We start from the raw sequence: 13248 nt of genomic DNA, 5'->3' as shown, positions 1-13248 counted from the left end.
AAAGCTAGGCTAGGTAACATTAGCTGTTTTCCATATCGTTCTAACACTGGCCTGTAGGGCTTGTTGTTAGTACGATGTTGTAGGTTGGTGCCTCGGTCGAATTTGGTATAGTTTTCGCGGTATTAAATCCTAATTATAACTATCCTTGATTACAACTTTGGCTGTAGTATGCGTTCGAAGTCGTCACTCAGATCTTACGTTTATTATTTTTCTCAAAGCATCACCGGATGTTTAAACGTCACTCGCTTAACACCACCAGTACCTATTTAAGGATTCATTATGTCGTTTGGCAGCTTTAGCCTATGTAAAGAATTGCAACAATCTCTAATCGAACAGGGTTATACAAAAGCGACAGCCATACAGCAACAAGCAATTCCTTTGGTTCTAGAACAACGAGACCTTATAGCCATCGCTCAAACTGGAACCGGAAAAACAGCTAGTTTCAGCTTACCTATGCTACAGCTTTTGACAAAGGGGACCGCTGCTACTGACAATCATATTAGAGCGCTTGTCCTTACACCAACTCGGGAACTGGCAGCACAAGTGGGTCAAGCAATACTAAGTTATAGCAGTTTGACGAATCTTAGCACCACAGCTGTACATGGTGGGGTTAGGATAGAACCACAAATAGCGAAACTGCAGTCCGGCGTTGATGTACTGGTTGCTACGCCTGGTCGCTTACTCGATTTATACACTCAACAAGCCTTATCCTTCGACAAGCTTGAAATACTAGTTTTAGACGAAGCGGACCGAATGCTAGATTTAGGATTTGTAGACGATATACGTCACATTCAAAAGCTGTTGCCAATTAAAAGACAAAACTTAATGTTTTCCGCAACTTTTACCAATCCAATTCGCTTGCTGGCTGAAGACATGTTAAATAGTCCTGCGACCGTAGAAATTTCTCCCGAAACCTCTAATTTGGAAGCTATCTCACAACGTGTACATCCGGTAGACAAAAACCGCAAAACCGAACTGCTAATCCATCTGATCAAAAGTAATAGCTGGAACCAAGTACTCATCTTTTGCCGCACTAAACACGGTGCTGACAATTTGGTTACGAATTTGGAGCAAGTTGGAATACGTGGCGCGTCAATCCATGCCAATCGCACTCAACATGCTAGAACGCAAGTTTTAGGTGGATTTCGAGACGGCAGTATAAAAGTCTTAGTTGCTACAGATCTCGCCTCAAGAGGGATTGATTTAAGTCGACTGTCATGCGTGATTAATCTAGATCTACCTTTTGTTGCCGAAGACTATGTTCATCGAATTGGACGTACTGGCAGGGCTGGACATAAAGGTTTAGCTATTTCGCTGTTCAGTGACGATGAGTCGAAGCAGCTCAAGTCCATCGAGAAACTAATAGGGCGCACTTTTACGCAAACGCTAGTCCCGGGATTTGAGCTAGCAATAAAACCAATTGTTGATGAAAGCGACGACGATTTGTATGGCAATTTTGAGCCTGACCCGACGTATCTAAAACAAACACAAAAGCGTTCAAAGCATACCAAGAGTGGTTCTAATCGTAGTCGTAGCAAGCGTAGGTAGACGCATAAACATCCCCAATTTTAACAACGAGTTTAGCACTTTGATGTGTGGATAAATGTAAATATAATCGTAGCTTGATGGCTTATAATTTTTAGATAATAGTTCAAGTCAGTGTTGGTTAGAAGTTGGATTGATAGGTGCACAGCTTAAGAAAGTTCTGAAAATTTGGATGGAAGACCCGAGTATAAACTTATACTAAGGCCTTTTTTTCACTTTAATGCCAGGAATTGAAGTCTTCGACTAACTTCTGGGTTTCAGGCCTCAGATTAACTATTCCTGAGTACGGAGCATCTTTACCCAAGGGAAGATGTGGGTATTTTTGAATCGTCATCACATGGCGTTTGATCATGTCTTGAAATGAAGCCCCTGACCATAGTGCCATACCTATATGCGGGTTTTCTTCGCGAGGATCACGGTAAACATTAAACACAGGGGCGGCTGCACCTGGCATCCCAGCAGTTGGTGTATGCATTTTAAACTCATTTTTAACCACAGCAGCTAAGATTTCGTTCTGGTAAACATAAACATAATCGCGCCTGCCATTGTGTTCGCCTTCCAATAATAGGGCCGTTTGATCAATACCGTCTATCACTCTGTCTCTAGGTATATTATCGGTAGCCTGTCCAATTCGAGCAATCGTTGTGAACAAATCACTGACATGGATAATATCACTAGCTGCGGAATTTTCTTCGATTACACCCGGCCAACGTACATAGGCATCTGTTCGTATTCCGCCTTCCAAAAAGTCCGTCTTACCACCGCGGTAGATAAGTTGACTTAATCCAGATGGACCGCCGTAGTGGTACATCAAACCATTGTCCGCCATTAGAATGACAATGGTGTTATCTGAAATTCCTAAACTATCAAGTTTGGCGGTAAACTCTCCAAACCAAGTATCAAGCAACTGAAGTTTTTCGACCATGAACCCTCCATTCCTGGTTTTATTTGGAGTTTGGTCATGTACAAAGTTTAAAGGGTATAAAGGCCAATATTGCATATAGAACGGTTTGTCGGAATCTGCTAGCAACTCGAGTTGTTCAAGCGCTTGTTCTTGATACCTGACATTCATGGCATGGTAATCCGCTTGACTCCATTCGTGGCCGGCAGGCATATGAACTTCGGTAGCTAGCCCGCCTTTTTTTGCTTCTAGTCCGGTAACCATGCCATTTGGTCTAAAGGTTTGGTCTATAACAAAATCATTATTCTGCATCGACTCGTTCCAACCAAATAGGTTGTTGGCCAACGCTGCTTCTTTAGTCATTAACGACAATTGAACTTGTTGGTGGGCAGGAAAAGCGGCAAAGTCAAAGCCTTGATTGTGTGGGTATGATTCTTCTATGTCGCCTTGATGCCACTTACCAATGTGGGCAGTATTGTAGCCTGACGCAGATAGTACCTCCGCTATAGTTACTTCATCTTTTGATAAACCTTCACCGACTAGCGTAACTTTAACTTCACTGGAACCACTTCGGATTGGATGACGCCCTGTCATCATTGCGGCGCGAGTTGGTGTACACGAAGGCTCTGTATACATCCGCTCTAGAGATAAACTTTGGTTGGCAAAGTCATTGATGTTCTTAGTAGAGACTCCCATAACATGGTTCATCTTGCGATTTCCCATTTGCCCATAACTCAGATCATCAACCAAAAAATAAACGATATTGGGTCGTTTATCACCATTTGTTTTCCGTATTTCAGCAAGCTTTTTATCAACTTCTAGGTCTTGGCGTTGCCATTCTTGAGCATGTTGACGTTTAAGGATCCCAAACTCTGCATCATGTATAATGTCATTAGCTTGGGCGGGCAATAAGACTGCACACGACAATGCTGTTAACAAGGGTAGTTGCTTCATATTTTGTCCTTTAATAAGCTAAAAATCAGTCCGTTCCGATAAGCTGCTTGCTGACCATATTTTTCTAAACTAAGCTGTGACTACAATTGGCGCTTAGACCCACTAAATAGCTAAGCTATCACATAGTTTTATAACTCCATAAGGCCAAGCTATCGCAGCACTACTTACGTGCTTTGGCAAAGAAAAGATCACAGTGTGCAAATACAGAGCATCACAATACGGTTCTGTTTATAAAACGCAGAGGTCCTATCAGACTCAGCTTAATAATTCTCATAATCAATCTACATAAGCATGTCTAAGGCTGCTTGTTCGCATTATACGGAGGATTTAAATATGACCATCTTGTCATACTTGTTGATTGAACAAGTGTGCTGATGAGATACTCAAGAGCTCTGCCCTAGGACCTTAGCTATGAACATTCTGTTGGTTGAAGACGAACAAAAAATTGCCGACTTTATCTGCGATGGTTTGCGAGCAAAACAATTTGAAGTCACCCACTGCGATGACGGTGATAAAGGATATGCGCAAGCGAGCAGAAATATTCACGACGCCATCGTACTCGACATTATGCTGCCAGGTCGTGATGGTCTGGATATCCTTAAATCACTTCGTGAAGCGGGTAATAAGACGCCAATTATTCTACTCACTGCGCGAAATGAACTAGGTGATCGCGTTCAGGGTTTAGAGCTTGGAGCAGATGATTATTTAGCCAAACCTTTTTACGTTGAAGAGCTTAGCGCCCGTATTCATGCATTACTTAGACGCCAAGAAGGGACGAAACAACATCTGATTGAAGTTGGCTTGCTAACACTAGATTGCTTGAATCGCAAGATATCCAGCCAAGCTAAAACGATAGAGCTCACCAGTAGAGAGTTCAGTTTACTTGAACATCTTATGCGCTCACCCAATCAAGTATTCACTCGCGGTCAATTGTTGGAGCATGTTTGGGGATTCGACTTTGACCCTTGTACCAATGTTGTCGATGTTTGTATAAAACGGATACGCCGTAAGCTTTCTTCACTAGAAACAGAACAGCAACAGCTGCCAGCCATTGAATCAATCCGCGGGACAGGCTATCGCCTAAGTCCCCGCTAAGATATCAACATGTATTTTCGAAACCGAATATTCGCCATGTCTATTTTAACCGTAAGCGCTGTGTTAGCGCTGGTGACCAGCCTAAGTTGGTCGCGCATTATGACGGTGGAACTCGCTCATCTTGATAACCGTTTGTGTATGGAAGCCAAACGAATGCTTCCAAGGACCAAACCAAATGCTCCTCCATCTCGACTCTCTATGATGGATGACCCAAACTACTCAACAGACAAACTTGTCGATGATCTAGTTGATAAATTAAGGATTAACCAAGCTAGTGAATTAATGCTGTTGGTTAACTCAGACGAACAAGGGATCTTAGCTCAGTCAACAAACTTGAATGTTCAAAACATTGTCAGTTCGCTATCGCTATATACCAATACTAATGATGGAGTGGCAACTAAAAAGCCTTCTGAGCTTGAATGTCAGTTAGTTTCTTTCGACCATTTAGATAACCAATGGCGAAGCGGATTTGCTAGCGACGGACACTTTCACAGCTTTATTGCTGTTGAGGTATCCGCAACCACTAGCGATTTTATCAATACCCTGCGTACAGCGCTGATTGTGGTTATTCCTTTCTCCGTGTTGTTATGCATACTCGGTGCGTGGTTTATTGCTAGTAACACCATGCGACCTATCAATCGTCTAAATAGATCGATGGAAAAAGTTACCCAAAAAGACCTTAGCCATCGTTTACCTATGCGCAAAGAAGATAAAGAGTTTGAAGCTTTAATTAACACCTATAATGTCATGCTAAATCGACTTGAAGATAGTTTTCAGCAAACCTCTCGTTTTACATCGGATGCCGCCCACGAACTAAAAACGCCACTCACTGTATTGCGGGGTAAACTGGAACAAGCTGTCACACATGCCGATCCTTCTCAATTAGACCTAAATGCCATTTTGGACGAAGTAGGGCACTTGTCAGCCATAACACGTAAGCTACTACTGCTTTCACAAGCCGATTCAGGCTCAATGGCGCTGCATCTTGAACCGCTCAATATTACCGAACTGTTAGACGTAATGACTGCCGACTTCGAACTGTTTTCTGAAGACTTAGTTATACGTTGCTCAATCCAACGTGATCTTATTGCTAAGGCCGATAGTGTTCTTTTCAGGCAACTGTTAAACAACTTACTAGTGAACGCAGTACGTTACAGTGTGCATGAAAGGGGTATAAATATTCAGGCTAAACAAAATGGATCTGTGATAGAGATACAGATTAGCAACTATTGTTTACCTTTGTCAGTTGACCATAGACGTCAATTATTTGATCGCTTTTATCGTGGCGATCCTGCGCATACTCAGGGGATTTCAGGTAGCGGTTTAGGCTTAAGTTTATCGCGCGAAATTGCGCGCGCTCACGGTGGCGATCTAATCCTCGAATCAAGCAATCCGGATGTCGTAGCAATGCTATTGGTATTACCACTGGGTAAATGACAGCATTGTCATCCGAGAACAGCTATGGGTTGCTATGATGCAATCACCAACTAGGTGTTAATGGCCTTCGACTAACCGATAGTCACGGTTACGGCATCATACGAAGACAGGGATAAAAACCGATGAAATTTCCAATTGTAAGGTTCTGTGGTGCATGCTGGCTTGTTAGTACTGGGTTAAGTGGCACTGAAATAACCAGTTATGGGATTGATGTGTGGGCCGACAATTGGTTCACGGCATACATTGATGGGCAGCTGCTATTGGAGGACTCGGTTTCAATTGACACTGAGCGTTCATTTAATGCCGAAACTAAACAATTTCAAGCGTCATTGCCCTTTGTCTTAGCATTTGAAATTAAAGACTTTAAAGAGAACGACACCGGGCTTGAATATATTGGTTCAAATCGACAACAAATCGGAGATGGTGGGTTCATTACTCAAGTTACAAAATCAGGATCGGATAATGTTGTTGCTGTTTCTAACAGTGCCATGCGTTGTATGGTTATTCATAAAGCGCCCTTAAACAGTAGCTGTGTTGAAACGTCCACACCGATTGCTGGCGAAGGTTCATGTCTGTATCAAGTTGTTACCGCGCCGCAGTCTTGGACACTTCCAAGTTTTGATGACAGTTCTTGGCAACCAGCAACCCAGTACACCGCAGACCAAGTTCGGCCCAAAGGTGGCTTTGAGAAAATACAATGGGCTCCGAGTGCAAAACTTATCTGGACAGCTGATCTAGAAAAAGACAACACCATACTTTGTCGCTTAACTGTTAGTGACGGTAGCGAGTCTCCAGTTGGTCAAGGCCAAGACCCGCACGGTGATATCCATTCACACTTTAGCCACTTCGAAAATGTGACTAGCAGTGAAGATCAAAGCTTTGTCAGTATCGAATCGAATGGTTTGCCTGAACATAACATGATGGTTGGTATAAGCAGCTGGCAGCAACAAGTGCCACTCCCTCAAAACTATAGCGGTAGTAATAGTTGGAAGATCCCGCTCAATCCAGTTTTAGCAACATCACCATTGTTAACTAAAGACCATTTCCATAAAGGTGCAATTGCCATCGCTGTTAATGGCGTCCCAATTTTCAATGCCTTAAACAATCGTGGTGAATATGCCGCAGATATTGGGGAGCTTGATAACTGGGGGGGACATAGTGGGCGCGCAGATGATTACCATTACCACTTGGCACCAGAACACCTAGAGCAAATTGTAGGGGCTGGCAATCCGATAGCCTATGCACTAGATGGTTTTCCGGTTTATTCTCAGACCGACGAACATCTAGATGAATATTTAGGCCGGTTTAACCAAAGCGGCTCTTATCAGTATCATGCAACCGACTATCCACCTTACCTTATCGCAGGGTTTCGAGGAGAAGTTCAAGTTGATTCATTAGCAAATGCGCCGGAAGACCAGGTCACTCCTCAGCCGCGATCGACTCCGGTACGTACTGCTGATTACGGTCCTTTAAATAATGCTCGCATTAGTGGTTTTAGCAAAACAGGGCAATCTAGCTACAATTTAGAATACATCCTAAATGGAAAAACCCACCAGTTAAGCTATAGCTGGGATGAAAATGGCCAATACCAGTTTGTGCTAAGTGACGCTCAAGGCAAACAGACGGTTGAAAACTTTAGTCGTGCAAGTGCAAGCAGTTCAGGCGAAAGCAGAAAAAAACAAAAAGCAGTAGCACACGACAACCAAAATAGTGACAACAAGTCTCCAAAGAAATACTGCGGCGACGGTATTTGCGACGGTACTGAAAGCCAACAGCAGTGCGCTAAAGACTGCTCGTAGGTGTTGAAAAGCTCAGCCAAACGACATCAGGCCACTTCGTTAACAATGGGGTTACTTTAGAACGGGTTTTGAAGTAGCCCATTGTTGGCAAACGTGAACCCCATAGCCTGATTTCTTGTTTGGTTGCTGTTATCAAAACTCATGTTTCTAGTGTAAGTATCTAAGTTGGCAAGTTAATCGTTAGTGCGAATCTCATAAATAGTGTTCTCGCCTCAATCTAGTCACTTATAACGCTTAAATGACAGCATTGTCATCCATGCTAAAACGTTCTTCGATAGACTTAATTCAACTTATTTTGATGTGATTAGCCAGTTAAGCACGCTTTAACGTGTTTTATAAGGTTGCTAATTACCCTTTGTCACGAGAATAACCATGATTAAACACCTAAAGACAACTGTTGTATCGCTACTTGTTATTACCGGTATCGCCACTGGGCTCGGCTATCAATACAGTATGGCGAAGCCTGTTGAAACGCAATTTACCACCGACCAAGTTCGGCGCGGTGATTTAGAAACAGTGGTGCTTACCAACGGAGTTATCTACCCGTCAAAACTTGTTAGTGTTGGCGCACAAGTATCGGGAATGATCAGCAAGATTGACGTCCAGCTGGGCGACGAAATGAAGCAGGGTGACTTAATAGCCGAAATTGATAATTTGACCCAGCAAAATGCACTTAAAGAAGCTCAAGCTTCGCTTAAAAGTATTAATGCTCAATACACAGCCAAGCAAGCAGAAATAAAAGTAGCGATCGCAGAATACGTACGCAACCAAAAGATGTTGGCCACGGGTACAACATCTCAATCCTCTTTTGATACAGCAGAATCAACACTTGCGGTTTATAGAGCAGAGCTTGATCAACTTAATGCCGAGAAAGAAAAATCAATTATCAATGTCAATAACGCTGAACTTAATTTGGGGTACACCAGCATTGCATCGCCCATTGATGGCACCGTTATTTATGTATCAGTTGAAGAGGGGCAAACAGTAAATAACAATCAAGGCACACCGAGTATTATTGAATTAGCCCAACTTGATACAATGACAATTAAAGCGCAAGTATCTGAAGCGGATATCATTAATGTTAAGTCAGGACAAGAAGCCTATTTTTCCATTCTTGGTGCAAGCGGTAAATCCTTTCGTGGGGTTCTTCGTGCCATAGAGCCTGGCCCAACCCTACTTACCGGCGATGATAGCGATTTAAGGATTGGAGATGACGAAGCAATCTACTACAACGCTTTATTTGATGTAGAGAACCCAAATCAAGTACTACGCATAGGCATGACCGCACAGGTGTCCATTGTGTTAGAAAGTGTTAAGGATGCGTTACTCGTCCCATCTCAAGTATTAATCCTAAAACAAGGCACGCAAGACAGTTATCAAATCCCCGTGTTAAACAACCAACAACTTGAATATCGAAACGTTGAAGTAGGGATGAATAATAAGGTTTACGCTCAAATCCTATCAGGACTAAGTGAAGGCGACCAAGTTGTGATTGGCGAGTCGACAAAAAGTAATCAAACAGCCTCAAGTTTCTCATTGACTGGCAGTACGTCTATGCTCGGTCAAGGTGCTGGTGGACCCGGAGCCGGTGGCCCTGGTCAAGGAATGAGGTTATAACTGATGACTGATGCTTTGTTAAACATCAAAGGCGTAACGCGCAGCTTTGCAGCCGGTGATCAGCAATTAACGGTACTTAATGACATTAACTTGCAAATCATGCGTGGAGAAATGATTGCAATCATCGGTGCGTCGGGTTCAGGTAAGTCGACCTTAATGAACATACTGGGTTGCTTAGACAAACCAAGCCAAGGCAGTTATTTCATCAATGGTAAAGATACGTCCGCTATGGACGAAGACGATTTGGCCGCATTGCGTCGTGAGTATTTCGGATTCATTTTCCAGCGCTACCACTTATTAAGTGATTTAAGTGCCGTTGGTAACGTCGAAGTTCCAGCACTATATGCCAATGAAGCACAAAACACCCGTCAGGATAAAGCCAAAAAACTCTTAAGCCGTTTAGGATTAAGTGATCGCCTAGACCATAAACCTGCGCAGCTTAGCGGCGGGCAGCAGCAACGGGTTAGTGTAGCTAGAGCTTTAGTAAACGGTGGCGATGTCATTTTAGCCGATGAGCCAACGGGCGCTTTAGACAGTAGCAGTGGCGCCGAGATGATGAAACTTCTACGTGAACTTCACGCCGATGGACACACTATTATTATAGTGACTCACGATCCCGAAATTGCTGCCTTTGCTGACCGAATAATCGAAATCAAAGACGGTGAAATAATTGGCGATACATCAAATGCTTCTAGTCAAGAACCAAACTATCCAAAACTTGCGACTCAGCAAGGCTTGCATCAAAAAGCAGATGTAAACAAAGGGATGAATTGGTCTCGATATTTTGCAGCCCTAAAAATGTCGCTAATTGCTATGTCTAATCACCGATTACGAACTTTTTTAACCATGTTAGGCATTATTATTGGAATTGCATCGGTAGTATCGGTTGTGGCTTTGGGTGCGGGATCTCAACAACAGATTCTAGACAATATTTCATCTATGGGCACCAATACTATTGAAATCAAGCCGGGCACTGGACGCGGAGATCGGCGCTCTGCAAGAGTTCGCTCCCTTACCGCGGATGACGCTACAGCACTAAGCAATTTACCTTTTGTCGACAGCGCAACCCCTACCGTTAGGGCAAATGTTGCGATTCGTTATTCGAGTGAAACCGTAAGCGGTTCGATTCAAGGCGTTGGTACAGAGTACTTCCGAGTTCGGGGTTACAGCTTGGCGCAAGGTCAGTTCTTTGGCGAAGACAGTATCGAATCACTAGAGCAAGTAGCTGTTATTGACTCAAATACAGAGCAAGAACTGTTTGCAGATGGCGATGCACTAGGTAGTGTTATTTTCCTTGGTCGACTTCCGGTGCGAGTTATCGGCGTTACCCAAGCTCTGGATAGCGTGTCGAGCAGCAGCGATGAACTTAATATTTGGCTGCCTTATACCACGGTCTCTGGACGCATATTTAGGCAAAACTATGTCGATGATATAACAGTTAGGATCAGTGACAATGTTGATAGTGATGTCGCAGAGCAGGGGATAATAGATTTAATTGCCATGCGTCACGAAACCGTCGATTTTTTCACCATCAATACCGATACCATACGTCAAAATATTACCAAAACCTCTGAAACGATGACCTTATTGATATCCGCAATCGCTTTCATCTCTTTACTGGTAGGCGGCATTGGCGTCATGAACATTATGCTGGTTTCGGTAACCGAACGTACCCGTGAGATCGGAATAAGAATGGCTGTTGGCGCAAGGCAGACCGATATAATGCGCCAATTTTTAATCGAAGCAGTGCTGGTTTGTTTTTGTGGCGGTGCTCTTGGAATAGGCTTAGCGTATCTTGTTGGAGAAGTTTTCCAATATAGTAACAGTGAATTTGAAATGATTTACTCAAGCACATCCATCATTGCTGCCTTTGCTTGCTCAACGGTGATAGGCATTGTCTTTGGCTTTTTGCCTGCTAGAAATGCTGCGAGACTTAATCCTGTAGACGCCTTATCTAGAGATTAGTGAAAAGGAAAAGGTTTTTCGCGCGCAATTAATATACCGGAACATTTTTTAATGCATTCCGGTATATCGACTTGCAAAGCAATTCAAAACCACTACTCATAATGGGCCAGACCGCTTATCAATCCTCTAGAATGTTCCTGATCTTAATTCGCTGGTTTTACATCAATGATCTAAACTTTGTAGGTATCCATAATTATCCAATACATACCAACAACTTGTTGGTTTTAAATATATTAGAACCGCATTTATACACAGGCTTATATAAGGTGGTTAAAACCTTGTTTAACATTGACCTCATCTCGTTAGCTATCAACCAGAAATTGTTTGGCTTTAGAAATTTACTATTGCTGGTTCTTTATCTGGCCACCAGCGGAACTTCATTCGCTATGGATGAAATTCGTTTTGAATCCGGTCAGTCAGACGTTGATAGCCGTATGAGCTACAAGCGTGAAGTTCTTACTACTGCGATGGAAAAAACCGTCTCCAATTATGGCAGTTATCGTTTCTCAGACACTGCTCCTCGCATGAATACCTTGCGAGCGCTAAACGAAATGGTAGAAGGTAAACAGTTAAACGTGTTTATCGCATTAACAAATCAAAGTTGGGAAAACAAAACTATCCCTATACGTATCCCAGTTCGTCGAGGAATACTTAGTTATCGCCTGCTGCTTATAAACAAAGAGGATGTTGAGTTATTTCGAGGTGTAAAAACAGTAGCCGACTTAAAAAATATTCCCGTAGGATTACGCCAAAGTTGGACGATTACTAGAGTGATGGAAACATTGGGGTTTGATGTTGTTACGACCTCAGATTACGAATCTATTTTTAGTATGCTAAATCGAAAACGATTTGGGTTTAGTCCAAGAGGGGTACATGAAATATATGATGAGTTCGAAGAACGTATACAAACGCTACCAAATCTAGCCGTCGAATCGACCCTCGCATTATATATACCTGCACCAAGCTATGTCTTCGTATCACCTCAATATCCGCGCCTTGCTAAGCGCTTAGCGGATGGCTTAGAAAAGATGGTCAATGATGGCAGCCTACAAGCCATTTTTGAGGACCATTTTGGCGAGCACATAAAAAGAGCTGATTTGAAAAATAGAACCATCATAAAAATGGACAATCCTTTACTACCATTGGCAACCCCCATCCAACGTCAAGAATTATGGTGGTCTCCAGCCAATTAACTTGCAGCTTACAAGCAATAAAAGAGCAAAGGACTATTCACAACTAAACGCAAAGTATAGCTAAGCTTTCTATACAATTTCGCAAAGTTTAAACCAGCTCAAGTCTATCTTGTTCGGTAATGGCTCGAAGCACCTTACAAGGACTACCAACTGCAATAACTCCTGCTGGTATATCCTTAGTAACAACGCTGCCAGCGCCAATAATACTACCCTTACCAATAGTTACGCCTGCACACACAGTGGCGTTTGCGCCTATCCATACTTCATCTTCAATTGTGATAGGAGCAGATGTTGTTACACCTTCAACCCGTTGTTGAGGGTGGATAGCATGACCTACACAGCTTATGCATACGCCTGGTGCAATAAATACGCCTGCGCCAATATTAACTGGTGACGTATCAAGGATGACACAATTGTAATTAATTAGCGCCATGCCATGAAAGTGAATATTAAAGCCGTAATCACAGCGAAAAGTGGGTTCTACAAACACCATCCGGTGGTAGGTTCCAAACAACTTAGTTAACACTTCAACTTTTTTGTTGTTATCACTGGGAGCAATTTGGTTAAACTCCCAACACAACTGCTTAGCTGGCAGTTGCAGCTCAAGATCAGCTAGATCAAAGGTTGAAGTGTATGCCATGGGTTTGGTGAGTTTATCTATCAGTTTCACTGGAACTCCGCATGCTTAGTTTTTCGATAATGTCGTCAAATTACTATACGTGTATTCTGACTATGTTTGAAA

Annotated in this window: 9 protein-coding genes; 7 read left to right on the top strand and 2 right to left on the bottom strand. The window is 42.8% G+C overall.

Going from position 1 to position 13248, the window contains the following annotated elements:
• The first annotated feature begins 279 nt into the window (after window positions 1-279).
• Entirely contained in the window at window positions 280-1548 is a 1269-nt protein-coding gene (locus DBZ36_RS05850) for a DEAD/DEAH box helicase (RefSeq protein WP_120353977.1), read from the top strand.
• Between the two features lie 214 nt (window positions 1549-1762).
• Here DBZ36_RS05850 and DBZ36_RS05845 read toward each other — a convergent pair whose 3' ends face one another.
• Window positions 1763-3400, bottom strand: a complete 1638-nt coding sequence (locus DBZ36_RS05845; RefSeq protein WP_120353976.1) for a sulfatase-like hydrolase/transferase — start codon at window positions 3398-3400, stop codon at window positions 1763-1765.
• A 411-nt stretch (window positions 3401-3811) separates the two neighbouring features.
• On the opposite strand from DBZ36_RS05845, the gene DBZ36_RS05840 reads away from it, so the two are divergent.
• From DBZ36_RS05840 to DBZ36_RS05815, 6 genes are all read left to right on the top strand, one after another.
• Complete coding sequence (locus tag DBZ36_RS05840; RefSeq protein WP_120353975.1) at window positions 3812-4495, top strand: response regulator transcription factor; 684 nt, start codon at window positions 3812-3814, stop codon at window positions 4493-4495.
• Window positions 4496-4504: 9 nt separating this feature from the next.
• Window positions 4505-5932 (top strand): ATP-binding protein, encoded by a 1428-nt coding sequence (locus DBZ36_RS05835; protein WP_120353974.1) that lies wholly within the window; start codon window positions 4505-4507, stop codon window positions 5930-5932.
• Window positions 5933-6054: 122 nt separating this feature from the next.
• Window positions 6055-7731, top strand: coding sequence for a YHYH protein (locus DBZ36_RS05830; protein WP_120353973.1), 1677 nt, complete (start codon window positions 6055-6057; stop codon window positions 7729-7731).
• A 372-nt stretch (window positions 7732-8103) separates the two neighbouring features.
• Window positions 8104-9348, top strand: coding sequence for an efflux RND transporter periplasmic adaptor subunit (locus DBZ36_RS05825; protein ID WP_120353972.1), 1245 nt, complete (start codon window positions 8104-8106; stop codon window positions 9346-9348).
• Window positions 9349-9351: 3 nt separating this feature from the next.
• On the top strand, window positions 9352-11313 hold the full coding sequence (locus DBZ36_RS05820; protein ID WP_120353971.1) for a MacB family efflux pump subunit: 1962 nt from the start codon (window positions 9352-9354) through the stop codon (window positions 11311-11313).
• 278 nt (window positions 11314-11591) lie between these two features.
• A complete protein-coding gene (locus tag DBZ36_RS05815; protein ID WP_147394998.1) occupies window positions 11592-12506 on the top strand; it encodes a type 2 periplasmic-binding domain-containing protein in 915 nt (304 codons plus the stop codon).
• Window positions 12507-12594: 88 nt separating this feature from the next.
• On the opposite strand, the gene DBZ36_RS05810 is transcribed toward DBZ36_RS05815, so the two are convergent.
• Entirely contained in the window at window positions 12595-13176 is a 582-nt protein-coding gene (locus DBZ36_RS05810) for a sugar O-acetyltransferase (RefSeq protein WP_199711778.1), read from the bottom strand.
• Window positions 13177-13248: the final 72 nt, after the last annotated feature.

The sequence above is a fragment of the Alginatibacterium sediminis genome, assembly GCF_003610775.1.
Lineage (GTDB): Bacteria > Pseudomonadota > Gammaproteobacteria > Enterobacterales > Celerinatantimonadaceae > Alginatibacterium > Alginatibacterium sediminis.
Note: the sequence above shows the minus strand (reverse complement) of the source record. Positions and strands in the feature narration are given on the sequence as shown.